The following is a 24,916-nucleotide window of genomic DNA, read 5'->3' as shown; positions in this document are numbered from 1 at the left end:
TCAGCCGACCGACACTTCCCGCGACCGGACCGAACGACGCACATGGGTTCCCGGTAGCAGCATCGGTACTCGCCCGCGGTACGCGATGTAGTCATCCCCGAACGAGCGGATCAGGTCCCGTTCCTCGAGGTGAATGCCTAACAGGACGTAACCGGTTGTGGCGCAGGCGAACAGCAGATGCCCGACGGTCATGGTCGGGGCCACCCAGAACGCGATGAGAAAGCCCAGATAGATCGGATGGCGGACGATCCCGTACCAGAGCGGCGTGATGAACCGGTACGGTTCAAGCGTGCGACCCTTGGCGTTGGCGACCACCTGCCGCAGACCGAACAGGTCGAAATGGTTGATGAGGAACGTCGAGGTGAGAACCAGAACCCACCCGAACAGCGACACGGCGACGAGGAATGTCCGCGCGGCCGGCGCCGAGACATCCCACACGGTGGCGGTGATCGGATGCCACCACCACAGGACGGCTGCGAGGCACGCGGTCGCCGCCGCTACGTAGGTGCTGCGCTCGATCGGGGTGGGCACGATCCTCGTCCACCGTTGTTTGAGACCGGCGCGCGCCATGACGCTGTGCTGCGCGGCGAAAAGTGTCAGTAGTCCGAGGTCGATCGCCAGCGCGGTCACCACCCACGCCGACGGCCCTCCCCGATCGATGGTCCGCGGCACGATCTCCGCGCCTCCGATGACGATCGAGGCGTTCTCGACGAAGGCGATGGCCCACAGGAACACCACCAGGAAGGCGACGTAGGCCGCCAGGCCGTAGGCGAGGTAGCCGACGCGCGTGAGAATGCTTGTGGGCGGGGCGGTTTCTGCTGACGAAGGGGCGTCTCTAGTGGTCATGTCTGTACTCCCATGTCGGTGAGATGATGCTGGGTGTTGTCGGTGGGTTCGGGTGTGTCGAAAGCCGATCGGCCGACGAAGAACAGACCGCGTTGCGGAAGCGGGATGTCGCCGATCCGGATCTGCTCGTCGAGTGGTCCGGGAGCGCCGAGAGTCTCGCCGTGGAGCGATGCCCGGCTGTCGGCGACGCGCCAGATGTACAGAGGTGTTCCCCGGAACTCGGGCCCGTTGGGGGTTCGTGCGCACATCCGGACTCGGCCGGCGCGCAGCATGATGGTTGCCATCGGTCCCACCGCGTGCAGCACCGCCCGGCTGCGCCACGCTGCTGCGGGCGTCGCACCGCTCAGCGCAGTCATCAGGCGCGTCGTGGGTGACGAGGTCAGCTCGACCTGCCAGGTGAGGGTGTTGCCGAGTGTCACCTCGAACGTATGGTCATCGGTCCACCCGACATCGATCGCCGGAACCTGACGGGTCGTCGCGCCCGCATCGAAATACCGCGGGCAGCTCCGCCCAGGTTCTGTTGTCGTATAGATCGTCCAGTGTCCGTTCGGATCTCGGTGCCATACGGACCGGTACGCCGGACCGATGGAACTGGCGACCATGTCACGCAGAGCCAGATAGTGGCCCGACCTGAACGGCAGGCCCATGACGCCGTATCCGGCGAAACGTTCATCGTCGCCGTCAGCGAGTTGCGGGTGAGCGCGAACTTCGGTGACGACCTCTCGGGGTGTTTGTGTGTTCATGACCCCAGAGTCGTCCGCCATACGCCTCACCCGCGTGGGGCATCGGCCTCAACTTCAGCTCACCCGAACACCTCGACACTCGCCCATCCCGGTCCGCCGAGGGTGTGGGCGCACCAGATCATCCACCACAGTTCCGGCCCGAGTGCGCGTACAAGCAACTCGGCAATCCCGGCACCGAGGCCGTCGGGCGGACCGAGTGCACCGATGAGCGCCGCAACGGTACCGACGACGCTGATGATCGCGACGACGGGCGCGACGAGCAGGTTGGCGACGATCCCGACCACCGACAACCGACCGGCGACCAGCACGACGATCGGCGCGGTGACCACTTGGGCAGTGACTGCCATCGCGATCACCTCCGCCAAACCCGTCGGACAACGCCACGCCCGCAGCCGATCCCGCAACCGCGGCGCCCACAGCACGATCGCGCAGGTGGCCGCGACGGACAGCGCGAAGCCCGGCTGCAGCGCCAACTCCGGCCACCACAGCAGACCGCCGATCACTGCGGCCCCCAGAGCCGGCAGCGACTGCGAGCGTCGCGACGCGAACAGTGCCAACACCCCGACCCCACCCATCAGCGCCGCGCGCAACACGCTGGGTGTCGGCCGGACGAGCATCACGAACCCGACGATCACCACGAGTCCGATGACCGCCGCGGCGCGCGGCGGCACCCCGATGCTGCGGACGATGAGAAGCGCTGCTCCGCAGACGATCGCGAAGTTCGCTCCGGACACCGCGGTGAGATGACTCAGGCCCGCGGCCCGGAAGTCATCGCGGAGTCCCTCGTCCACCCCGCTCTCGTCGCCGAGCACAAGCCCTGGCAGCAGACCCGCGGCCTCCGGGCCGAGGGCGCGGGTCGCTACCAGTTGTAGGCGTTGCCGGATCGATCCCGCAACGGTCTGATACACGGGCGGCCCGCCGACGAGCTTCGGGGAAGACGCGGTCAGCGACGCGACGACAAGAGTTCGGTCCGGTGGTGGCCGCACCTTCACGACGGCGATGACTCGTTGACCGGGCAGCAACCCCGACCATGCCTGCGTTTCGCCACGAAGGTCTGCCGGCGCGGTCGAGACCCGCTCGGTACCGACCTGTTCGACGTCGACGCGCGCGCGGATGCGTCCCTGCCCCTTCGGTCCGATCGGCAACGGATCGCTGCGAAGGGTCATGACCACCGTCGCCTTCCCCGACACATGCGCCAGCGGATGATCGACACGGGCCTCCTGCCGGAGCGAGAGAGATGTCGCACACGCCGCGGCCAAACCCGCTCCTACGACGACCAGCCCCACCGCCTCCCAGCCGAGCCGGTGAGTACCGCACGCCAGCACCCCGGCGAGGGCCACCACCGCCGAGACGATCGCGACGCCGACGCTGACACCGACCGGGGCCACCAGCCCACACGCCGTCACCGACCACACCATCACCGCCGGTACGAGCAGCCGGAAGTCCATCGCCTCAGACCGTCACGAGGTTCGCCAGCTTCGCCAACCGGGCCGGACCGATCCCGTCGACTTCGGCGAGCTGGTCCACAGAGGTGAAGCGGCCGTTGCGTTCTCGCCAGTCGAGGATCGCCTTCGCCGTCACCGGACCGACGCCGGGGAGCGCATCCAGCTCGGCCTCAGTCGCCGTGTTGAGGTTGACCCGACCGCCCGGTTCGGCAGCCGACGATGCCGATGGCGGACTTCCCCGGCCGTCCGGCGGGCCCGGCGCAGGCACACCACCTTCCGCTCCGACCACCGCACTACGCAGCGACATCTGCCCCTCACCCCCGGCATAACCGACGAGGATCTGATCTCCGTCGCGCAGAACCCGAGCGAGGTTGAGCGACACCAGGTCCGCGCCCTTGCGTGGCCCACCGGCCTGGTCGATCGCCTCGGCGACCCTGGCTCCCGGAGCGAGGCGAACCAGTCCGGGTTTGTTCACCAGTCCGACGACGCTCACCACCAACCGGGCCGGCGTCGTACTCGGTGGCGCGCTGACCGGAGGCGCCGATGCATTTGGCATCGACGACGAACCGGCCGTCACGCCGAAATCCACGACTGGTGCGGAATCCGTTCCGCGGAACAGTCCGAATCCGGCCACGACACAAGCGATCACCCCGACCGCGATCAACGCGATCGCCGCGGGCGGTGCCACAGCGAAGCGTCGGCGCGAAACGGGATCCTCGTCCTCGTCCCGGTCCTCACCCGACCGATCGTCGTCGGGGTCGAGCACATCGTCGAAACGCCCACGCGTCGGCGACGTGGGCGGCGGCGCATCCAGCCACGTCGGCATCCCACCGATCCCCCACCCCGGATGCTCGGGCTCCTCGACCGCGACGGCAGCCGCAGCAGGGTCACCGGCACCCGACGGTGGGTCGGAGCCGGCCGCGGCCGGCGGTGGATCGTCCCGGCGCGCCGGCTGCTCGACGACCGGCCCCAACCGGTCCAGCGGATTCCGCCGTCCTGATGCGCTCATGGCGTCACACGCTAGGAGTGTTCAGAACCGATCACGTGCGCTGTGGACGCCGACCACGAGATCTGTGGACAGGAGCACGGCTGTCGACAGGAAACGGGGCGCCGTCAGCCCTCCTCGACCCCTTCGATCGGTTCGAGATGCGACGCGATGACGACGCCCACCGCTCCGGGACCCACGTGAGAGCCCAGGATTGGTCCGAGGTCGACGGTCAGCTCGGAGGTCACCATCCGCAGCCTGCTGCGCAGTGTGGCAAGGAGGTCTGCCGCGACGTCCGGGGTCTCGCAGTGCTGGATACCGACGGTGACCGCGCGCCCGCCCGCCGACTCGACGGCGGCCTCGACCATCTTGTCGAGCGCCTTGGAGAAGGTGCGGTGGCGTTCCTTGAGCTGGAGCGTGCCGTCGACCATGTGCAGGATCGGCTTGATGGACAACGCGGAGCCGAAGAGCTTGCCGGCGGCGCTGATCCGACCGCTGTGACGCAGGTTGTCGAGCTGCTGGACACACAGCAGCGAGTCGACGGTCGCGGCCTGCCGGATCGCCGACTCGTAGACGCGATCACGATCGACGCCGTCGGCGGCCGCCTGCGCCGCAGCGATGGCCGTGAAACCCACTGCGAGACCGACAGATCGGGAGTCGACGACGCGGACCTGCCCCGAGAACTTCTCCGCCGCCAGCCGCGCCGAGCCCCACGTGCCCGACAGCTTGCGAGACATGTGCACGGCCACCACGCCGGCGCCTTCGCTGGCCTCCAGAGCGGCCTCGAAGTACTCGGTGAGCTCGCTGGGATTGGCGCCCGAGGTGGTCACACCGGGTGTCGTGACGACGTCCTCCGGGATGTAGTCGATGCCCTCGCGGTAGTCCTTGTCCTCGACCGTCACGTGCAGCGGAACCTGCCGGATCCCGTAGTGCTCGGTGACCGACTCGGGCAACCGAGAAGACGAATCTGTGACGACGACGACAGGCACGCGTCTACGTTAGCCGGTTCACCGGCCAGACCTCACATGGGAGTCGCGAGGTCCGCCGGCTAGCTGTTCGCCCTGCTCTTCTCGACCACCGGCGTCACCACGTCGGCGATCTGACGATGGCACGAGAAGCCCCAGTGGATGCCGTCCGGATTCATCTCCGCGGCCGGATCCTCGAAAGCGTCCCGGGTCACCGGATAGAAGTCGACGCAGGGCAACCCGTGGTGCTGCGCCCACCGCGCGATCGCCGCCGTCGCCGGGATGCGGCCCGAGTGCACGTAACCGTAATACGGGCTGCGATGGGTCGGCGGCAGGCAAACGACAATCGGCAGATCCGGTCGGAGCTGCGTGAGGGCCTCACGGATCTTGTCCAGGTACTCGACGGTCACCTTCGGCGGCAACGCCAGCGGCCACCCCAGTCGCGACCCACGTGGCTGCACCCACGAATACGCGTCACGCACCAACTGCCGCAGCCGATTCGGCCGGACATACCGGATCTGCTCGCGCAGCGCAGTCGGCAACGGCGACGGCAACGTGTCCATCCCGCCGAAGGCCAGCACGACGACCTCGGCATGCGGCACGGTCGCCCAGATGTTCGGGTCCTGGGTCAGCGCCCACCACACGTCGCGGCTCGTCCAGCCGATCCGGCCGAACAGACGAACCGGCAGACCGACGTCGGCGCCGACCAGCGACGGCCAGATCCGCGGATCGTTCGCGGGCAGCCCACCGACCGGGCCGTAATAGGCCAGCGAGTCGGACAGCACCAGTACGCAGCGTTCCTCCGTGGGAGCGCCGGAATCCGGATCGCTCACTGCACGGCGGGATCAGAGTCCTCGGCCGACGCATTCCACACGTCGAGCCGCCAGCGCGGAAGGTCGCCGGGCTTACCGTGCCCCGACAGCTGTACCCAGCTGGTGTTGGCGAGTCCGCCGAAGACCGGCCAGTTGTCCACCGGCAGCCCGAGCAGCGCCGCGGTCATCGCCGCGATGACCCCACCATGGGCCACGAGCACGACCGGCGCCTCGGGATTGTCGCCGACACCCCATTCCGGCAACTGCTCGATCAGCTCGTCGACCAGAGGCGTGGAACGCTTCGCCACGTCGACGCGGCTCTCGCCACCCGGCGGGGTCCACGTCGCGTCGTCGCGCCACACGACGCGCGCCCCCGGCATGACCTCATCGACGTCGAGATGAGTCAATCCCTGCCACTCGCCCAGATGCGTCTCACGAAGGCGCACATCGGTTGTCACCGAGAGCCCGGTTCGCTGGGCGAGCGCCTCCGCGGTGTCCCGGGCGCGCTTCAGGTCCGACGACCAGATCACCAGGGGTTGCCGCTTCGCCAGTTCGACAGCCGCCGAATTCGCCTGCCGCACACCGAGCTCGGAGAGATCGGTGTCGAGCTGACCCTGCATGCGGCTGCCCGCGTTGTATTCGGTCTGCCCGTGGCGCAACAGGATCAGTCGCCGGACGACCGGGGTCAGACGCTCGACCGAGGTGTCGTGGGTATCGGGACCCCCGCTCACGAAAGCCCTTCCACCTCGACGACCGGGCAGTCCTTCCACAGACTCTCCAGCGCGTAGAAGCGTCGCTCGTCGGTGTGCTGGATGTGCACCACGATGTCGGCATAATCGAGCAGAGCCCAACGCCCCTCACGGGTGCCCTCACGGCGCACCGGCTTGTACCCGGCCTCCCGCAGCTTCTCCTCGACCTCGTCGACAATCGAATTGACCTGTCGCTCGTTGTCCGCCGACGCGATGACGAAGGCGTCGGTGATCACCAACTGTTCCGACACATCGATCACGGTCACCTCATGGGCGAGCTTCTCCGCGGCCGCCAGAGCGGCCACCTTGGCCATCTCCAACGCTTCAGCTGACGCAGTCACACAAGTCCTCTCGATTCACTTACCGCTCGACGCCACAGACGCTCCCGGCGCGGGATCAACTCCGCCCGCTCGCTCCGCTCCCGGCGCGGGATCATTACCGCCCGCTCGCTCCGCTCCCGGCGCGGGATCATTACCGCCCGCTCGCTCCGCTCCCGGCGCGGGATCATTACCGCCCGCTCGCTCTGCTCCCGGCGCGGACACCCCGGGCGACGACGCCCGAGGCGCACGATACAGCTTCCTCTTGGCGATGTACTGCACGACGCCGTCGGGCACCAGGTACCAGACCGGGCGGCCCTCCGCCGCACGCGTGCGGCAATCCGTCGACGAGATCGCCAGCGCCGGGATCTCCAGCAGATGCAGCGTGTCATCCGGCATCTCCGCGAGATGCTGCGCCAGATGGGTGGCATCGAGCTCGTAGCCGGGCCGGCTCACACCCACGAACCGGGCGAGGTCGAACAGCTCCTCCCAGTCCTGCCACGACAGGATCGACTCCAGCGCATCGGCACCGGTGATGAAGTAGAGCTGCGCGTCGGGCAACTGCTTGCGCAGGTCTCGCAACGTGTCGACAGTGTAGGTGTCGCCGTCACGGTCGATGTCGACGCGGCTGACGCTGAACTGCGGGTTCGACGCCGTCGCGATGACCGTCATCAGGTACCGGTCCTCGGGCGGGCTGACCATCGTGTGCTCGCCCAGCTTCTGCCACGGACGCCCCGTCGGGACGAAGATCACCTCGTCCAGCTCGAAGCGATGAGCGACCTCGCTGGCCGCCACCAGGTGCCCGTTGTGGATCGGGTCGAACGTGCCACCCATGACGCCGATGCGGCGCGCAATATGGCGGTCGGTTGACATGGACGGTCAGTCTACGCGGTGGCGCCGGGATCAGATCGGCAGCAGGTCGGCGATGACGGTTCCGAGCTGCGTCGCGTTGCGGCATTCGAACATGTCGATGACCTCCGCATAGTCGGTGGCGACCGAGTCACCGGTCCCCCAATGCTCTTTGGCCTCGGGGTTCAGCCAGTACGCGTGTCGGGCGCGTTCGACCAGTTCCGCGAGCGCGTCGGCGTGCGTCTCGTGGTAGTTGTTGCGTGCATCACCGAGCACCAGCAGCGCTCCCCGATGCGTCAGCGTTTCGCCGTACTCGCCGACGAAACCGGCGAGCATGTTCCCGTAGTCCGAATGTCCGTCGCGCGTGGAGATCCGGGCGGTGGAGATCATGTGGTGCATCGCCGCACCGAAATCCTCTTCACCGTGGTCGAAGAACTCGGTGACCTCGTCGACGGTGTCGACGAACGCGAAGACCCGCACCTTGGAGAACTGTTGGCGCAGTGCATACACCAGCCGCAGCGTGAACTGGCTGAAGCCCGCGACCGACCCCGACACATCGCAGATGATGATCAGCTCCGGGCGTCCGGGACGCGGCTTGCGGTGACTGAGTTCGATCGGGACACCGCCGGTGGACATCGACGCCCGCAACGTCTTCCGAACATCGACCGCCCCGCGATGGGCACGACGCCGCCGCGTCTCGAGCTTGGCGGCGAGCAACCGGGCCAGTGGCTCGATCGTCTTGCGGATCTCCACCTGCTCCTTGGCGCCCGCGGAGAGGAAGTTGACGTTCTCCGGCAGGGGCGGCACCGCATACGCGCCGACCTTGTCCCGGCCGTTGCGATCGGCCATCCGACGCTGCGTCTCACGCTCGATCGCGGCCCGCAGGTCGGTGGCCTTCTGACGCGCGGCTTGCCGGTACAGCGGCTCGGTGCCCGGTCGGCCACCGTCGCCGTCACCGTCGCCGCCGGCCATCGCCGCGGCGATCTTGGCGATCAACGTCTGTGGGCTGACCGCGGAGATCGCCTGATACGCCGAGAAGGCCTCGCCCTTCGTCGACCCGTAGCGCCCCAGCTCGTCGACGATCATCGCGATCGCCTGCTCGAGCCGCCCGTCACCGGCCGCCGCGTCGTCGGCCAGCATCTCCGCCAGCGCGTCCCGCACCGCCTCGACGTCGAGGTTTCCGTCCTCGTCGCGCGGCAGATCCTCGGTGACGGTGCGCATTCCCGCGCCGACCGGGAACCACAGGTCGAAGACGCGGTCGAAGACCCCCCGATGCGCATGGTCGACGAGCAGCGTCGTCGCCAGACCCTCACGGAGACGGGACCGCTCGAGCAGATCGAGCACCTCCATCGCACTCGCCGCGTCGATCAGCGCCGACGGCCCGACGACGATCCCGCGACGACGCAGCTCATCGACGAAATCGGTGAGGTGCGCGACGAGCGGAGTCGTCATCAGCCCAGCTTGAGTTCTTTGAGAGCCGTCTTCAGATCGGGCCGGTGTTTGAGCACCACACCGAGGGTGCGGGCGATGAGCCCGTCGTCGAGGCCGCCGCGCCTGGCGTCGGCCTGTTCTCCCGCACCGAGCGCGAGCAGCGTGTTGGCCCAGTCGATCGTCTCGGCCACCGACGGCTTCTTGCGGATGTCCAGCGTCCGCAGCACACCGACGATCCGGACCAGTTCCGCACTCAGCGATGCCGACAGGTTCGGCACCCGCGAGGCGAGGATCTCCTTCTCCCGCTCGGCGTCGGGAAAGTCGATGTAGAGGTACAGGCAGCGACGCTTGAGCGCCTCGGACAGTTCGCGCGTGGCGTTCGAGGTGAGGAGCACGATCGGTCGGCGCTGCGCGGCAACGGTTCCCATCTCGGGGATGGTGATCGCGAAGTCGCTGAGCACCTCGAGGAGCAGCCCCTCCATGTCGACGTCGGCCTTGTCGACCTCGTCGATCAGCAGCACGGTCGAACCCTCGCGCGAGATCGCCTTCAGCAGCGGCCGCGGCAGCAGGAACTCGTCGGAGAAGATGTCGGTCTTCGCCTCTTCCCAGGCGCGGTTGCCCGTCGCCTGGATGTGCAGGATCTGCTTGGCATGGTTCCACTCGTAGAGCGCGCGGGCCTCGTCGATGCCCTCGTAGCACTGCAGGCGGACGAGCTCGGCGTCTGTGGCTGCGGCGATCGACTTGGCCAGTTCGGTCTTGCCGACACCCGCGGGCCCCTCGACGAGCAGCGGCTTGCCCAGCCGGTCGGCGAGGAAGGTCGACGTCGCCGTGGCGTCGTCGGCGAGGTAGCCGGTTTCACGGAGCCGTGCGACGACATCGTCGACGGAGGTGAACGACGGCACGACCTGTGGTCCGGAACCGGTGTATTCCGTGGAGCTCGTCATCAGGCCGGCCGAACGTGGCCGTTGCCCCAGACCAGCCACTTGGTCGAGGTCAGCTCGGGCAGGCCCATCGGGCCGCGGGCGTGCAGCTTCTGGGTCGAGATGCCGATCTCGGCGCCGAACCCGAACTGCTCGCCGTCGGTGAAGGCGGTGGAGGCGTTCACCATGACGGCGGCGGCATCCACGCGGCGGGTGAACTCGTCCGCGGCGGCGAGGTCGGTGGTGATGATCGCCTCGGTGTGACCGGTGCCGTAGGAGTCGATGTGGGAGACGGCGGCGTCGAGGTCGTCGACGACCTTCATCGCGATGTCCATCGACAGATACTCCTTGGTCCAGTCGTCCTCGGTGGCCGGTTCCATGCCCGGCTCGTCACCGTGGATCACGACACCCTGGGACTGCAGGACCTGGGTGATGCGAGGCAGCGCATCAGCCGCCACCGCCTTGTCGATCAGGACCGTCTCGGCGGTGTTGCAGACACTCGGCCGGCGGGTCTTGGAGTTCAGGATGACGCGGACGGCGACGTCGAGGTCGGCGAGAGCGTGCACGTAGACGTGGCAGTTACCCACGCCGGTCTCGATGGTGGGGACGGTCGCGTTGGAGACGACGGCCTCGATGAGACCGGCACCGCCGCGCGGGATCACGACGTCGACGAGCCCGCGGGCGCGGATGAGCGCGGTGACGCTCGAGCGGTCCTCGCTGGGCAGCAGCGACACGGCATCCGCGCTGACGCCCTTGGCGGACAGGGTCTCTCGCAGGATGCGGACGAGTTCGGCGTTCGACGACGCGGCCGACGACGAACCGCGGAGCAGCACCGCGTTACCCGACTTGAAGGCGATCCCGAAGACGTCGACCGTGACGTTGGGCCGCGCCTCGTAGACGATGCCGACGACACCGAGGGGAACTCGTACCTGTCGGAGCTGAAGTCCGTTGGGCAGGGTCTTGCCGGAGACGATCTCACCGATCGGATCGGGCAGGACCGCGACCTGACGAAGACCGTTCGCGATGCCGACGACACGGGATTCGTCGAGACGCAGGCGATCGAGCAGGCTCGCCTCGGTGCCCGCCTCCTCGGCGCGCGCGATGTCCTCGGCGTTGGCGGCGAGGATCGTCTCCGACGCGGCTTCGATGGCGTCGGCCGCCGCGAGCAGGACCTCGTTCTTGTCCGCCGTCGTGAGACCACCCAGCGAGCGGGATGCCGATTTCGCCGCTCGCGCGAGTCCGAGGACGACCTTTTCGGTTCCGGACTCGCCTCTTGCGACGGAGGGCTCTGCGGTGGGTGCGCTCATCAACATCCTCGACTTCGCGGGTGGTCGCCGCGACGATGCCGCCGCGGGATATATGCCGCCCTCAAGAGTAGCGCCGGGCCGAGCACGTCCCCAAAGAGCTATCCGGTCCGGTCAGGCTCTGGACCACCACTTCGAGCGCTGGGACGGCGCCTGCTTGTGCCCGTCGCACCACTGGGAGTCGGGAACGCGGCGTTTGAGGGCGTCGACATGACGACCGCACCCCGACCAGGTCGTCTTGCCGCACGTTGGGCACTTCACCGGTGAACACATGCTCTCAGTCCTTACGTTCGAGTTCGAGACAACGACGTCACTATACCCCAGGGGGTATAGTGTGGTTGCCATCGATCCCGGGCGTTCACACGTCCCCAGCAGAAGGAAGACCCATGACACGCGCAACCGGTACTCACGAGCCCCGATTGACGGTGGAAAGAATGGTGCCCGCGCTCGCGGGCGTGATGGTGACGATCAGCGTCATCCTCGTGCTGACAGTGTCCCCGTGGTGGACCGTGCTCACCCTCTTCGTGGCCGCCAACCTGCTGCTCTACAGTGCCGTCGGATGGTGCCCCGCGAGCCTCCTCATGTCGAAGGCGGGACTCCCTCGCGCCACATGCCCCCGCTGAGCGCCCAGCTCACCCACCCACGAAATCACCCATATCCACGAAAGAGGGGGCCGATGTCTCGGGCCCCTCTTTCGTTCGCTCCTACTCGGCCACCGGCTCCGGACCGCCCGTCACGCCAGCGCGAGGAACAGCTTCTCCAGTGCCGCCTCGGACAGCGGCGGCTGCTCACCGTCGGCAGTCTCGACACACTGCCGCATCCCCGACGCCACGACCTTGAAGCCGGCTCGGTCGAGCGCTCGCGACACCGCCGCGAGCTGGGTGACCACGTCCGCGCAGTCCCGGCCCGCCTCGATCATGGCGATCACCCCGGCAAGCTGGCCCTGAGCGCGCTTCAGCCGATTCAGAACAGCCCCCATCGCCTCTTCCCCGACGGTCAAGCGCGGCCTCTCGTCTGCGGCCATGGTGATTCCTCCTCGTGTTTGACCACCCACAGGTCTCGGTAGCCGAAGCCGTGGATCCTTGACGCCACCATACCCCCAGGGGTATCTTCTACGCCAGATCCAATACCCCTCGGGGTATCAGACGAAAGGAATCTCATGGCGCCGAAGACGGCCCTCTCCGAAGACGAAGCAACACCTGACCCAACAGGTTCCGCAGCCGGAATCCTCGGTCGCTGGGGCGCGACGATGGCCGGCCGCGCCCGTTGGGTGTTCGGTGTGTGGGTGCTCCTACTGGTGGTTCTGGGAGCGGCGGCACCCTCGGTGTTCTCCTCACTTGCCGGCGCCGGATGGCAGGCGAACGGGTCCGAGTCCGTCCAGGTCCGCGAACTGGCCCAGCAGCACTTCGGCGGCAACTCCTCGGCCGCGGTGCAGGTGGTCGTCCATTCCGACCGCGATCGCGTCGAGAGTCCCGCGGTCCAGGCCGTCGTCGGAAAGATCACCGAACTCGCGGCGACCGATGACCGATTCGCCCAGGTCGTGCCACCACAACCGGGAATGTCCATCAGTCCCGATGGTCACACCGGCATCGTCATCATCGGCGCTGCCGCCAACACCGACGACATGGTGCGGGCAGTCGACGAACGCAAAGACGAGCTGACCGGGCTGTCCGGGAACGGTGTCGAGGTCTACCCGACCGGTGCGTCCGCATTGTGGAGTGACTTCAACAAGGCCAATCACGACGCGATGATCAAGGCCGAGCTGTTCTCCTGGCCGGTCACTTTGACGATCATGGTGCTGGCCTTCGGGTCGCTGGTCGCGGCCGGACTTCCCTTGCTGCTGACCATCGCCGGACTCGTCGCCTCCGCCGGCGGACTGGTCCTGCTGAACCAGGTCACGCCGATCTCCGTGTGGGCGATCAACTTCGCCATGATGTTCGCCCTGGCCCTGGGCATCGACTACGCCCTGTTCATCGTGTCGCGCTTCCGCGATGCCATGCGCGGTTACGGCGACGACATGCGTGCCGCGGTCGCCGAGACCATGGACACCGCAGGAAAAGCGGTGTTGCTCTCCGGCATCACCGTCCTGGTGAGCCTGTCCGCAGTGTTGCTGGTTCCCGCACCCGCGGTGCGAACGATGGCCGTGGGCATCATGCTCGCCGTCGTCTTCGTCCTGGCGGCAACCCTGACACTTCTGCCCGCCGCACTGGGCAAGCTGGGTCCCCAGGTCAATGCGGTGTCGATGCCGTACGCCCGCCGTCAGCAACACCGTTCACCGGTGTTCGCCCGCTGGGGACTCTTCCTGCACCGCCACCCGTGGACCGTCGCCGCCGGCTCCCTCGCCGTTCTCATCGCGTTGGCGATCCCGGTCTTCGGTCTGAAGGTCGCGATGCCGTCGATCACCGTCGTCCCCGAGGACGCACCAGTGCGTCAGGGCTACGAACTCGTCCAGTCACAGATGGGCGAGGGCGCACCCGGGATGTTGCAGATCGTCGCACCCGCCGACGAGGCGCAGCAGACCGCCCAGGCCGCCTCTCAGTCCCCGGGAATCCAGATGGTGACTCCCCCGATGCCCGCCGCAGACGGCTCGGATTACGTTCTCATGCAGGCACTTCCGTCGGTCGACCCATCCAACGAGCAGATGGGCACGATCGTCGACGACCTGCGCAGCACCCTGCCCGACGGTGCACTGGTCGGTGGCGCGCCCACTGAGAACCTGGACCTCCAGCAGGCCCTGAACGACTACTTCCCGCTGGTTGTCTCCGTCATCCTCATCCTGGGCTTCCTGTTGCTCCTGGTCTCGCTGCAGGCACCTCTGATCGCCCTGATCGGCACCGTGGTCAGCCTGTTGTCGACGGCAGCTGCCTTCGGCGTCGCAAAGCTCATCTTCCAGGACGGGCACCTCGCGGACCTGTTGGGCTTCACACCCCAGGGCTTCCTCGACGGGTGGGGACCGGTGTTCTTCTTCGCGATGATCTTCGCGATCGCGATGGACTACACGGTCTTCCTGCTCGCCACCGCGAAGGAGCACTTCGAGCGGTCCGACAACGCCACACAGGCACAGATCGACGGGATGGCGCACTCCGGCCGGATCATCTTCGCCGCGGCAGCGGTCATGGTGGCGGTGTTCTTCACCTTCGCCCTGGCCGAACCTCTTCCCCCGAAGGAGATGGGGATCATCCTCGGTGTCGCCGTTCTGCTGGATGCCGTCCTGATCCGTCTCACACTCCTTCCGGCGCTGTTGCGGATCACGCGCCGCGCGGCATGGTGGTCGCCCGCCTGGTTGCGCCGCATCCTGCCCAAGATCAGCTTCGCGCACTGACAACCCGAACCGGATTCCGTCCCGGGCCAGCGGACAACCGTCTGGCCCGGGACGGGGCCGAAACGAAAGGAACACAATGTCCCTCGCACTGAACACCACGCTGACCATCCCCTTCGACGAAGCGGTCGAGCGCACCCGCGCCGCACTCGCCGACCAGGGATTCGGTGTCCTCACCGAGATCGATGTCCAGGCCACCATGAAGAAGAAGCTCGACGAGGACATGGAGCAGTACCTGATCCTGGGCGCGTGCAATCCGCCTCTGGCACACCGAGCACTCGGGGTCCAACGCCAGATCGGACTGCTGCTGCCGTGCAACGTCGTCGTCCGGTCGGACCCGGACCATCCCGGCACGACACTCGTCGAGGCGATGAATCCGGATCTGATGGTTCAGGTCTCGGGTGAGCCCGAACTCGAGTCCGTCGCACGTGATGCCGCCACGAAGCTGCAGGCCGCGATCGACGCACTGTCGAACCAGTCCTGACCCGCCGATCCCAGAACAGAATCCCTGACACGACAGGAGTTGTCATGAATCGCTTCGACTTCTACTTCGATCCGGTGTGTCCCTTCGCGTGGGCCGCATCGCGGTGGCTCGCCGACCAGGCCGGGAGACACGATGACTCGGTCGACTGGCACGTCATGAGTCTGGCCGTCCTCAACGAGGATCGGGAACCCGCATCGGACCAGCAGCGACGGCAACTGGACACCTCCCGCCGGCTCGGCCGGGTGTTCATGGCCGCCGTCGCGAAGAACGGCGTGGACGCGATCGGGCCCCTCTACTCGGCGGTCGGCCGGCGTTTTCACCACGCGGGTGACGAGATGACCCCCGCGGTCGTCTCGGAGATCCTCGTCGAGGCCGGACTCCCCTCCGAACTGGCCGAGGCGATGGACGACGACTCGTTCGACGATGCCCTGAGGACAGCGCACCAACGCAGTCAGGATGTCCTGGGCGAGACCGGCGGCAGCCCGATCACCGGGATCAACGGAACCCACTTCTTCGGCCCGGTGCTCTCCGACATCCCGACCGGCGACGAGGCCGTGGCCCTCTACTCCGCGATCGTCACGCTTGGGGCCACGTCTGCCTTCTCACAGCTCAAGCGGCCCACCGGAGGGAAACCGACGTTCTCGGCCTGAGCTCGCCGCCTCACTGTCCGCACCGCAACGCGTCGATCAGCACCCCACGCGATTCGGCATCGACCGTCAGACCGTATGTCGCACTGACCATCACGAACTGGATCGCGTACTGACACCAGAACCCGCGGGCCGGTGGCATCCACCGGGCCGGTTCGGAGTCGCTCTTGTCCTGATTCGACGGGCCGTCGACGGCGACGAGGTTGGCCGGGTCGTTGGCGAAGCTCAGTCGTCGGCCGAGTTCCCACGACCACGCACCCATGTCCCAGGCGTAGGCCAGCGGCACGATGTGGTCGATCTGCACACTCGACGCGTTGCGGTCGCGGCGGAACACCACGAACTCGCCGCTGTACGGGCTCCGGAACTCCCCCGCGAGAACCGCCCGCGGACAGCTCGACACCGGTCCCGCCCGGATGTCCTGTAGATCTCGGGCCAGGATGTCGTTGCGGGTGTCGCATCCGTTGCCACCACCGGCCACGGCCACCGCGTCCGTCCACGCCGCGCCGAATGCGCTTCGGTCGTAGTCGTCGCGGTCGGGACGCTGTGCGTGCACGGGGATGGACGCCAAGCGCGCCAGAGCTTCTCGCGCCAGCGTCCGTACTCGCGGGTCGATGTCGGACTGCGGACCGAATCCACCGGATCCCACCGCGACCACGATCGCCGTGACGACCGCGAAGACCAGCAGCGACCACTGCCGGGCCGACCACGACCCCCATGCCGATGTTCTCCAGACGATCCACCGCACCCGCATGCGGAGCCGCCGGAGCGTCGGCGATCGGAACGTCGCGTCGCGGAGGACCATGGGACTTAGACGCAGCGCCGGGCGGCGAGGTTCCAGGAAAATTGAAACCTGTTCCCGCGCAGCGGTTCACCCCGCGATGGGCGGTTTCCTTCGCGCGGACCGGATCTGCTCGGCGTGAGGGAAACACGACGGCGGGATCAGCCGACGGTCAGGACTTGTCGAGATACGCGATCTTCTGCGGCACCAGAATCCCGTCGACGAGATCCGCGAGCGGGCGGTGGTGCAGAAGCGTGATGTCCTCGCTCACCACGTCCTCGGCGAGTCCGCGCGCATCCTCGATGACCTCCACGTCTTCGAGCAAGGACAGGAATCGCAGCGAGGTGTTGACGCCGGACTGCAGCGACCCGAGCAAGTCACCTTCGCGGCGTTGTTCGAGATCCACACGGGCCAGTTCGAAGCCGTCGTTGGACCCCGCCACGGCACGCAGACGCTGCATCGATTGGGAGATGTCCTTGCTGTGCGTCATCAGCAGACACAGGCCGGCGTGCTGGCCACGACCGACACGTCCACGCAGCTGATGAAGCTGGCTCACACCGAACCGTTCGGCGTCGACGATCACCATCGTGGTCGCGTTCGGCACGTCCACACCGACCTCGATGACGGTGGTGGACACCAGGACATCGACCTCGCCGCGTCCGAACGCGTCCATGATCGCGTTCTTCTCCTCGGGCGCCAGGCGACCGTGCAACATCTCGACTCGCCGATGCGCGAACGGACCGGCCACGAGAGCCTCGTACTGCTCGACGACCGACGTGGTCTTCGGACCCTTCTCGTCGTCGGGTGCGGGTTCCGGGGCGTCGTCGTCGCCGATGCGCGAGCACACGACGTAGACCTGTCGGCCGGCGTCGATCTCCTCGTTGGCACGGGACCACACCCGGTCGACCCAGTTCTGCCTGCCCATCGGGACCACCGACGTCGAGATCGGCTGGCGGCCGCACGGCAACTCGCGCAGGACCGACGTCTCGAGGTCGCCGAAGGCGGTCATCGCGACGGTGCGCGGGATCGGCGTCGCGGTCATCACCAGGAAGTGCGGGATACGGCCGTCACGGCCCTTGCCGCGCAACACATCACGCTGTTCGACACCGAACCGGTGTTGTTCGTCGATCACCACGAGGCCGAGGTCGAAGAACTCGACCTTCTCCTCCAGCAGGGCGTGCGTACCGATGACGATGCCCGCGGAGCCGGTGACCACGTCGAGCAGCGTCTCGCGCCGGCCTTTGGTCTTCATCGATCCGGTCAGCAGGGCGATACGGGTTGCCCCCTCGGCCGCGGTCAGCTCACCACCCTCGGCCAGGTCGCCCAGCATCTTCTTCATCGTCCGGTGATGCTGCGCCGCAAGCACTTCGGTGGGTGCGAGGATCGCGCACTGGTATCCGTTGTCGACGACCCGCAGCATCGCCAGCAGCGAGACGAGGGTCTTACCGGAACCGACCTCACCCTGCAGCAACCGCGACATCGGTTGCGCCAGAGCCAGGTCCTCGGCGAGTTCCTCCCCCACCGCGAGCTGCCCCTCGGTGAGCGTGAACGGAAGACGCTCCCGCAGTTTGTCCTCGAGACCGCCGGGCACATGCGGGCACGGCGGAGCCGCTTCACTGCGGCCCGCGAGCCGCCGCTGTGCGAGCACCGTCTGGATCGCCAGCGCCTCGTCGAACTTCAGCCGATGCGAGGCGACCTTCACATCGTCCTCGGAGTCGGGGAGGTGGATCTTGCGGATCGCCTCATCGGTGGAGACCAGTCCGCGTTCCCGCCGCTGCGCGTCGGTCAGTGCGTCGGGGATCGGCGCGCAATGGTCCAGCACCCGCCGCACGGCGCCCAGGATGTCCCAGGTCTGCACCTCTTTGGTGGCCGGATACATCGGGAGGATCTCGCGGTCGAACATCGCGACCAACGGATGCGCACCGCCATGCTCCCGGGTGACCTCCTCCTCGATCGCATACATCTCGGTCAGCATCTTGGAGCCGACGACGTGATCGATCTCGGGATCGCCGTCGGGCAGGATCATCCACTCCGGATGGGACAACTGGATCTGCTCGCGGAAGTACTTGACCGTGCCGGCCATCATCACCCGGGCACCGGGGCGCAGCTGGTGCCTGATGAACTTCGGATTGAAGAAGCTCGCCTCGTAGACCTCGTTCTCGTCGGTGACCTTGACCTTAAGGAACTGACCACGGCGGCTCTTCATCTGGATCAGGTCGGACTTGGTGATCCGGCCGACGATGGTCAGCCACTCACCGGGTTCGGGCCGCTGATGGTCGGCCACGAGACCACGGCGGATGTAGCGACGGGGCGTGTAGCGCAGCAGTTCGCCGACGGTGGTCACGCCGAGTGCGGCGAGCTTCTCCGCGGGCTTGGGACCGAGAACGTCGGACAGCGAATCCGCCAGCGCCAGCTCGGTCACTCGACACCCACCTGGAGCAGATCGCTGCGCTGCCCGGTGCGGTAGACCGCGAGTTCGATACCCGGGTAGCTGCGGCGCATCTGTTCCGCGACGGCCTCCAGCGCGGACTCGTCGACGTCGGTGCCGGCGAGCACGGTCACCAGCTCACCACCGGTCGCGAGCATCAGGTCGATCAGGGCGGTTCCAGCCGAGGTCTGGTCGGGCGCCACCACCAGGACGTCGTCGCCGATGAGCCCGAGGACGTCACCGACGTCCGACATCCCGGCCAGCGTCATCATCTTCGTGGTCGCGAGCTGCAGCGACCCCCACCGCGCACCGGCGGCGGCCTCGGCCATCGCATAGGCGTCGATGTCGGGAGTCTCACTCGGATCGTGCACCGCGAGCGCCGCCAGGCACTGGGTCATCGACGACGTCGGGAGCATCAGCACCGAACGCTGCGTCGAACGCACTTCGGTGGTGACGGTGACGAGATCCTGAGAACTCAACGCGCCGTTGGCCATGACCACCACGTGGGCACTGTCGGTGTCGCGGATCGACTGTCCCAAGGCCTGTGCGGTCAGCCCGTCGTCAGCGCGCAGTACGGTCGCCCCGGCCTCGGCGAAGAGGTCGGCGGCACCGTCGCCGAGCGCCACCGCCACCACGGCACGCTTGTGCCGCGGCGGAGGTTCGCTCGAATCGACTTGTGCGCGAATGGCATCGAGCGCGAAGCAGCTGATGCGGACATCCGAGAGCCGGCCGAGTCCCGCGCCGGCCTCCACCGCGGCACCGGGCTCACAGGTGTGGACGTGAACGGAGAAGCGCTCACCCTCGCCGCTCGAGCTGTCGCCGACGATGACCACGGCGTCGCCCAGTTCGTTCAGACGCTCGCGGAGTTCGGCGATCTGTTCACCCGCCGCGCCGTCGAGCAGGTACATCACCTCGAAGTCCTGATCGCTGCTCTCCACGCAGGCGTCGTCGACCCCGTGTCCGAGGGTCGCGCTGTCGGTGAGGATGCCCCGGTAACGGCGCCGGCGGTTGGCCACCCCGGTGATCACCCGGACCATGGCATCGACGATCACGAGGAACCCGCGTCCGCCTGCGTCGACGACCCCCGCGGAGGCGAGGACCGACAACTGCTCCGGCGTACGCTCGAGCGCCTCGGCGCAGTCGTCGGCGACGGCGCGGACGATGTCGGCGGCGGTCTCCTTCTCATGTGCGGCGGCCGCCTCGGCGGCCACTCGAACCAGGGTCAGCACGGTTCCCTCGCGAGGTTCGCTGACCGCGCGGGTCGCGGCGAGCGACCCGAGGCGGAGGCCGAGCGTCGCCAGATCACCGAAGGTCAGGGATTCGGTGTCACCGAGGATCTCGGCGGCGTCGGCCAGGCCGACGAGGACCTGCGACAGGATGATGCCCGAGTTGCCGCGTGCCTGCGCCACCGCACCGTCGGCCATCGCACGGGCGACCTGCGGCAACGACGCGTCGTCCGGTGCGGCCTCGGTGGCCTCCGCAGCCGCCCGCATGGTGAACAGCATGTTGCTGCCGGTGTCCGAGTCCGGGATCGGGAAGACGTTGAGGTCGTTGATCTCGCCTCGCAGATCCTCGAGCTGGTCGACACAGACACGAGCCCAGTCACGCAGCAGCTGCGGGTTGATGGTGCGGGCGATCACGCGGTGACTCTTTCTCGCTCTGACGTGGGCATACGACGGGGCTGCGCCGCGGGCCGAGGGGACGGTCCGGAAGGATGTGTGCAAGGTTACTCGGCGTCCCCGACGACCCGGAGACGTCCGCGCCTCGAGGCGGGACACTGCGACCCGGATTTGGCCACGCCCACCCGAGCTGGTTATCCTTGCAGGGTTGCCTTTCGGTCCACGCGCACACTTCCGGTGGTGCCGATCCGCGAGGCTGACCACGAGACCATATTCATCTATCAAGGGAGTTCGACGATGGCTGCCGTCTGCGACATTTGCGGCAAGGGCCCGGGCTTCGGCAAGTCGGTGTCTCACTCGCACCGCCGTACCAACCGCCGCTGGAACCCGAACATCCAGTCTGTTCGCGTCGAGGTCGCCCCGGGCAACCGCAAGCGCAAGAACGTCTGCACCTCCTGCCTGAAGGCCGGCAAGACCGCAGCTGTCTGATCGTCGTCACCCGTACGCGGGTGATGGGGTTCGAGAGCACGAGACCCGATGCCACCGAGCGTAAGCTCCCCGGCGTCGGGTCTTTGGTGTGTGCGAGATAATGTTCCGCGCATGACTTCCACGCAATCCCCCACCACCGAAACCCCCCAGCCCGACGCGGCGGCTCCCGTGAGTGAGGCCAACGGCGTCCTGACGATCGCGGTGTCGGCTGCGGGCGCGGGCAACTCACTCGACGACGACGGGATCGCCGAGGGCACCCAGGCGCTGCGCGAGGTGGCACGCGGTCGTCGCGACGTCGGCGCGGTGCTCCTCGTCGGTGCGGGCAAGAACTTCTGCGCCGGCGGCAACGTGCGGGCCTTCGCCGCCGCCGACGATCGACCCACCTATCTGCGTCTGATCGCCGACAACTTCCACGCCTTCGTCAACGCCCTCTACGAGGCCGAGGTCCCGGTCGTCGCCGCCGCCAAGGGCTGGGCTGCCGGTGCCGGCATGTCGCTGGTCCTGCACGCCGACGTCGCCATCGGCGGCACCTCCTCCAAGCTCCGTCCCGCCTACCGCGGCATCGGACTCACGCCCGACGGCGGGCTCACCTGGACCCTTCCCCGCGCGGTCGGCGCCGCTCGGGCACGCCAGATCATCCTCACCGACCGCGTCCTCTCCGCCGACGACGCGCTGAACTGGGGAATCCTGTCGGAGATCGTCGCCGACGAGGACGTCGAGACCGTGGCCCGTGCCAACGCCGAGACGATCGCGGCGGGGCCCCGTTCCGCCGACTCCGGCACCAAACACCTGCTGGCCGTGTCGTCGGAGAACTCGCTGATCGAACAGCTCACCCTCGAGGGACGTTCCATCTCCGAACGGTCCGGCCTCGCCGAGGGCATCGAAGGCGTCGACGCGTTCGTCGGCAAGCGCGCGCCGGACTTCGGCAAGACGCGCTGATCTTCTCGGCGTACTGAATACGCCACCGCTCCCTGAGGTGCGAGCGGAGCGAGCCACGAGGGCCACGCGATCCGTCGTCGCCGTGCCCCTCGTGGCTCGTCGCTGTCGCTTCTCGAACCTCAGGCAGCAAGGGGTGGTTGTTCTCCCGGGTTCTCTCGGAGGCGAGAGCGGAACTCAGGGCAACCGCCAGTCCACCGGATCGGCGCCGAGATCGGCGAGTTCTTCGTTGGCCCGGCTGAACGGCCGCGAACCGAAGAAGCCGCGCGACGCCGACAGCGGCGACGGGTGTGCCGAGACGATGGTCGGGACGTCCGGCAACCACTCCTGAAGCCCGGCCGCATCCTTGCCCCACAGGATCGCGACGAGCGGTTCGTCACGGGCGACGAGCGCCTTGATCGCGCATTCGGTGACCGTTTCCCAGCCCTTCTTGCGGTGGGATGCAGGCTCTCCCGGCGCGACCGTCAGCACCCGGTTCAGCAACAGGACGCCGTTGTCGGCCCACGGGGTGAGATCTCCGTTGGTCGGCATCGGATACCCGAGATCCGAACAGTACTCGGTGTAGATGTTGGCCAAGGACCGCGGAATCGGACGCACGTCGGGGGCCACGGAGAAGCTCAGGCCGACAGCGTGTCCCGGGGTCGGGTACGGGTCCTGCCCCACGATGAGCACCCGCACGTCGTCGATCGGCCGGGTGAAGGCCCGCAGGATGTGTTGCCCGGCGGGCAGATAGCGGCGGCCCTCGGCGATCTCGTTGCGCAGGAACCGGCCCATCTCGGTGATGATCGGCTCGACCGGGGCCAGGGCCTCGGCCCAGCCGGGGTCGATGATCTCGGCGAGCGGTTTGGTCGGTGCGGTCACTCCGGTCTCCCCATCAATCCCATCGGTGCGATCATGTGTGTCAGTCGAGTCGCCGCAGCGATTCGCGGTAGTACTTGGCGTTCTGGAAGTACATCTCGCTGTTGAGTTCGGTGTGTCCCTCGGGGACCTCGTAGTTCTCCCGTAGTCGCGCGGGCACACCGAGTGCCATACGACGAGGCGGCACGTCGAACTTGAACGGGACGACGGCTCCGGCCCCGACGATCGAACCGCTGCCGATCGTCGACCCGTTCAGGACCACCGAGCCGGAGGCGATGAGACAGTCGTCGCCGATGGTCGCACCCTCGATGTGCGCATTGTGTCCGACCACGCACCGCGCGCCGATCACGGTCGGCTCGAAGACTGTGCAGTGGATGACCGTGCCGTCCTGGATGTTGCTGCGCTCACCGATGGTGATGGTGCCGTAGTCGCCCCGCAGAACGGCCCCCGGCCACACCGAGACGCCGTCGCCGAGCGTGACGGCTCCGATCACCACCGCGTCGGGGTGGACATAGGTCTCGTCGCCCAGGACGGGCACGCGGTCGTCGAGTGCGTAGATCGCCATACGGAGACTCTAGCCACGTGCAGACACCGGCCCGTGCCCACCCGCGCCGGTCACACGCTCCAGGCCAGCCGGAACCGCTCGGTCAGTGTCTCGGGGGTGTGATCGGGGAAATGGGTGACCTCGTATCGACGGACCGCCACGAGTGCGTCGACCGCGGGGTCGCCCAGGATCCCGCGAAGCAGCGGGGACACCTCCATCCGGTCGACGACCTCACCTTGATCGGTGGACAGCGGCCTCCGCTCACCCGGTGGGCGAGTGCGGGGATCGACGCCGACCTCGGGCGGCAGAGTGGCCCCGCGTTCGATCCCGGCCGCGGCCGCGCCCAAGATGGCTGCGGTGGCGAAGTAGACGTTTGCGGACGGGTCGATGATCTTCACCTCGACATTGGCGCCCCGACCCCGCATTCCCGGAGCATCCTCTTGTGTGCCAACGCCACTCGCGATGTCCACCGTATCCGCACAGACCAGTCGCACCGCCGCTTCGCGGTTCTCCACACCCCAGCAGGCGTGGGCGCCGGCCCACTGTCCGGGTAGCATGCGCAGCCCGGACACCACCGATCCACACAGCACACCCTGCAACTCGAGGATCGCGTCGACGATGCCCGCAACCGCGTGCTCGCCGTCGGGCGTCATCCCGGCGACCCCGGTTCCCCCGGTCAGCAGCGGCCGATCACCGCGGTGCAGCGAGATGTGTTGATGGGCACCGCATCCCGCCTCGTCCACGAACGGTTTGGGTGAAAAGCTGGCACGCAGACCGTGTTTGCGGGCGAGTCGTCCGATCAGGATTCGGGTGAGCACGAGTCGATCGGCCGCGGTGATGGGGTCGGACGGACCGAGGGACACCTCGAACTGCCAGCGCGCGTGTTCGGGATGAAACTGTTCGACGACGATCCCCGCGGCCCGACACGAGATGAGGACATCCCGGACGAACCCCTCGAGTTCGACGAGCCCGGCCGCACCGTACGGCGTCCACAGGGCGGACGGCAGCGGCGTTCCGTCCGGTGCGACGAGCACGAACTCGAGTTCGTGACCCACCATGGCGTGCAGTCCGGCGTCGGCGAGATCGGCGACGACGCGACGCAGTGTGCCGCGAGCGCACTGCGGCACCGGATCACCCGTGAGGCCGAAGAACTCTCCGGGTGCCCAGCTCAAGGTCGGGTCGACCACCATCCGGGCGTCGAGATCGATCCGGATGCGCTGATCCCCCACCACTCCGACCTCGTCGCTGAACGCGATCCCGGTCTGATCGATCGCGAACGCATGCCAGGACGGGCTGGCCCCGAGACCCGCCGATGCGAACGCGGGCACTCGTTCGGGAGTGACCGTCTTCGCCAGCGTCAGTCCGGCCGGATTGACGACGGTCGCGAGAAGGATCGACGACGCTGCGTCGTCAACGGCATCCGATCGCGAGACCATGTCCACAGTGTC

25 protein-coding genes are annotated in these 24,916 nt (G+C 67.6%); 6 read left to right on the top strand and 19 right to left on the bottom strand.

The window, feature by feature from the left end:
- The 12 genes from mddA to BPODLACK_RS18315 all read right to left on the bottom strand — a co-directional run bounded on the left by mddA (position 1) and on the right by BPODLACK_RS18315 (position 11,369).
- Positions 1 to 846, bottom strand: a complete 846-nt coding sequence (gene mddA, locus BPODLACK_RS18370; protein ID WP_024500497.1) for a methanethiol S-methyltransferase — start codon at positions 844 to 846, stop codon at positions 1 to 3.
- The gene (locus BPODLACK_RS18365; protein WP_024500498.1) at positions 843 to 1,589 is read right to left on the bottom strand and encodes a hypothetical protein; all 747 of its coding nucleotides are present in this window, start codon (positions 1,587 to 1,589) and stop codon (positions 843 to 845) included. The genes mddA and BPODLACK_RS18365 overlap by 4 nt, the downstream gene beginning before the upstream one ends.
- Before the next feature lie 59 nt (positions 1,590 to 1,648).
- Positions 1,649 to 3,037 (bottom strand): ComEC/Rec2 family competence protein, encoded by a 1,389-nt coding sequence (locus BPODLACK_RS18360; RefSeq protein WP_024500499.1) that lies wholly within the window; start codon positions 3,035 to 3,037, stop codon positions 1,649 to 1,651.
- A 4-nt stretch (positions 3,038 to 3,041) separates the two neighbouring features.
- Entirely contained in the window at positions 3,042 to 4,043 is a 1,002-nt protein-coding gene (locus tag BPODLACK_RS18355; RefSeq protein ID WP_024500500.1) for a ComEA family DNA-binding protein, read from the bottom strand.
- Positions 4,044 to 4,147: 104 nt separating this feature from the next.
- Positions 4,148 to 5,008: a DegV family protein gene (locus BPODLACK_RS18350; RefSeq protein WP_024500501.1), complete on the bottom strand. Its 861-nt coding sequence runs from the start codon at positions 5,006 to 5,008 to the stop codon at positions 4,148 to 4,150.
- Between the two features lie 59 nt (positions 5,009 to 5,067).
- Positions 5,068 to 5,817, bottom strand: coding sequence for a diglucosylglycerate octanoyltransferase (gene octT, locus BPODLACK_RS18345; protein WP_024500502.1), 750 nt, complete (start codon positions 5,815 to 5,817; stop codon positions 5,068 to 5,070).
- The gene (locus tag BPODLACK_RS18340) at positions 5,814 to 6,527 is read right to left on the bottom strand and encodes a histidine phosphatase family protein (protein ID WP_024500503.1); all 714 of its coding nucleotides are present in this window, start codon (positions 6,525 to 6,527) and stop codon (positions 5,814 to 5,816) included. The genes octT and BPODLACK_RS18340 overlap by 4 nt, the downstream gene beginning before the upstream one ends.
- Positions 6,524 to 6,886, bottom strand: coding sequence for a ribosome silencing factor (rsfS, locus tag BPODLACK_RS18335; RefSeq protein WP_024500504.1), 363 nt, complete (start codon positions 6,884 to 6,886; stop codon positions 6,524 to 6,526). Before rsfS ends, BPODLACK_RS18340 begins: the two co-directional genes overlap by 4 nt.
- Positions 6,887 to 6,901: 15 nt before the next feature.
- Positions 6,902 to 7,735 (bottom strand): nicotinate-nucleotide adenylyltransferase, encoded by an 834-nt coding sequence (gene nadD, locus BPODLACK_RS18330; protein WP_159405904.1) that lies wholly within the window; start codon positions 7,733 to 7,735, stop codon positions 6,902 to 6,904.
- Positions 7,736 to 7,765: 30 nt separating this feature from the next.
- On the bottom strand, positions 7,766 to 9,163 hold the full coding sequence (locus BPODLACK_RS18325; RefSeq protein ID WP_159405903.1) for a vWA domain-containing protein: 1,398 nt from the start codon (positions 9,161 to 9,163) through the stop codon (positions 7,766 to 7,768).
- Positions 9,163 to 10,086, bottom strand: coding sequence for an AAA family ATPase (locus tag BPODLACK_RS18320; RefSeq protein ID WP_159405902.1), 924 nt, complete (start codon positions 10,084 to 10,086; stop codon positions 9,163 to 9,165). The genes BPODLACK_RS18325 and BPODLACK_RS18320 overlap by 1 nt, the downstream gene beginning before the upstream one ends.
- Entirely contained in the window at positions 10,086 to 11,369 is a 1,284-nt protein-coding gene (locus tag BPODLACK_RS18315; RefSeq protein WP_159405901.1) for a glutamate-5-semialdehyde dehydrogenase, read from the bottom strand. The genes BPODLACK_RS18320 and BPODLACK_RS18315 overlap by 1 nt, the downstream gene beginning before the upstream one ends.
- A gap of 383 nt (positions 11,370 to 11,752) precedes the next feature.
- Here BPODLACK_RS18315 and BPODLACK_RS18310 point away from each other — a divergent pair, with 383 nt between their 5' ends.
- Positions 11,753 to 11,989, top strand: coding sequence for a YgaP family membrane protein (locus BPODLACK_RS18310; RefSeq protein ID WP_024500508.1), 237 nt, complete (start codon positions 11,753 to 11,755; stop codon positions 11,987 to 11,989).
- A gap of 110 nt (positions 11,990 to 12,099) precedes the next feature.
- Here BPODLACK_RS18310 and BPODLACK_RS18305 read toward each other — a convergent pair whose 3' ends face one another.
- Positions 12,100 to 12,390 carry a metal-sensitive transcriptional regulator gene (locus BPODLACK_RS18305; protein WP_374978496.1) on the bottom strand — a complete coding sequence of 97 codons (291 nt, stop codon included), beginning with the start codon at positions 12,388 to 12,390 and terminating at the stop codon, positions 12,100 to 12,102.
- 135 nt (positions 12,391 to 12,525) lie between these two features.
- On the opposite strand from BPODLACK_RS18305, the gene BPODLACK_RS18300 reads away from it, so the two are divergent.
- The 3 genes from BPODLACK_RS18300 to BPODLACK_RS18290 all read left to right on the top strand — a co-directional run bounded on the left by BPODLACK_RS18300 (position 12,526) and on the right by BPODLACK_RS18290 (position 15,819).
- Positions 12,526 to 14,688, top strand: coding sequence for an MMPL family transporter (locus BPODLACK_RS18300; protein WP_159405900.1), 2,163 nt, complete (start codon positions 12,526 to 12,528; stop codon positions 14,686 to 14,688).
- Positions 14,689 to 14,764: 76 nt separating this feature from the next.
- Positions 14,765 to 15,169 (top strand): DUF302 domain-containing protein, encoded by a 405-nt coding sequence (locus tag BPODLACK_RS18295; RefSeq protein ID WP_159405899.1) that lies wholly within the window; start codon positions 14,765 to 14,767, stop codon positions 15,167 to 15,169.
- A 44-nt stretch (positions 15,170 to 15,213) separates the two neighbouring features.
- Positions 15,214 to 15,819 (top strand): mycothiol-dependent nitroreductase Rv2466c family protein, encoded by a 606-nt coding sequence (locus BPODLACK_RS18290; protein ID WP_159405898.1) that lies wholly within the window; start codon positions 15,214 to 15,216, stop codon positions 15,817 to 15,819.
- 10 nt (positions 15,820 to 15,829) lie between these two features.
- Here the strand turns inward: BPODLACK_RS18290 and BPODLACK_RS18285 are convergent, their stop codons facing one another.
- The 3 genes from BPODLACK_RS18285 to BPODLACK_RS18275 form a co-directional block, all read right to left on the bottom strand.
- Positions 15,830 to 16,618, bottom strand: coding sequence for an HNH endonuclease family protein (locus tag BPODLACK_RS18285; RefSeq protein ID WP_159405897.1), 789 nt, complete (start codon positions 16,616 to 16,618; stop codon positions 15,830 to 15,832).
- 148 nt (positions 16,619 to 16,766) lie between these two features.
- Positions 16,767 to 19,016, bottom strand: coding sequence for an ATP-dependent DNA helicase RecG (gene recG, locus BPODLACK_RS18280; protein ID WP_159405896.1), 2,250 nt, complete (start codon positions 19,014 to 19,016; stop codon positions 16,767 to 16,769).
- Entirely contained in the window at positions 19,013 to 20,662 is a 1,650-nt protein-coding gene (locus BPODLACK_RS18275) for a DAK2 domain-containing protein (RefSeq protein ID WP_159405895.1), read from the bottom strand. Before BPODLACK_RS18275 ends, recG begins: the two co-directional genes overlap by 4 nt.
- Positions 20,663 to 20,938: 276 nt before the next feature.
- On the opposite strand from BPODLACK_RS18275, the gene rpmB reads away from it, so the two are divergent.
- Together rpmB and BPODLACK_RS18265 are read left to right on the top strand one after the other, a co-directional pair.
- Positions 20,939 to 21,130 carry a 50S ribosomal protein L28 gene (rpmB, locus tag BPODLACK_RS18270; protein ID WP_004023092.1) on the top strand — a complete coding sequence of 64 codons (192 nt, stop codon included), beginning with the start codon at positions 20,939 to 20,941 and terminating at the stop codon, positions 21,128 to 21,130.
- A 111-nt stretch (positions 21,131 to 21,241) separates the two neighbouring features.
- Positions 21,242 to 22,069: an enoyl-CoA hydratase/isomerase family protein gene (locus tag BPODLACK_RS18265; protein ID WP_159405894.1), complete on the top strand. Its 828-nt coding sequence runs from the start codon at positions 21,242 to 21,244 to the stop codon at positions 22,067 to 22,069.
- A gap of 174 nt (positions 22,070 to 22,243) precedes the next feature.
- On the opposite strand, the gene BPODLACK_RS18260 is transcribed toward BPODLACK_RS18265, so the two are convergent.
- From BPODLACK_RS18260 to BPODLACK_RS18250, 3 genes are read right to left on the bottom strand one after another with little or no spacing between them, the layout of a single operon-like run.
- Complete coding sequence (locus BPODLACK_RS18260; protein ID WP_159405893.1) at positions 22,244 to 22,927, bottom strand: uracil-DNA glycosylase; 684 nt, start codon at positions 22,925 to 22,927, stop codon at positions 22,244 to 22,246.
- 40 nt (positions 22,928 to 22,967) lie between these two features.
- Complete coding sequence (locus BPODLACK_RS18255) at positions 22,968 to 23,489, bottom strand: gamma carbonic anhydrase family protein (protein WP_159405892.1); 522 nt, start codon at positions 23,487 to 23,489, stop codon at positions 22,968 to 22,970.
- Between the two features lie 50 nt (positions 23,490 to 23,539).
- The gene (locus BPODLACK_RS18250; protein ID WP_159405891.1) at positions 23,540 to 24,904 is read right to left on the bottom strand and encodes a glutamine synthetase family protein; all 1,365 of its coding nucleotides are present in this window, start codon (positions 24,902 to 24,904) and stop codon (positions 23,540 to 23,542) included.
- Positions 24,905 to 24,916 lie beyond the last annotated feature (12 nt).

The organism is Gordonia sp. YY1, from assembly GCF_009872315.1.
Classification (GTDB): domain Bacteria; phylum Actinomycetota; class Actinomycetes; order Mycobacteriales; family Mycobacteriaceae; genus Gordonia; species Gordonia amicalis.
The sequence above is the reverse complement of the archived record's forward strand: the minus strand, read 5'-3'. Positions and strand labels throughout refer to the sequence as shown.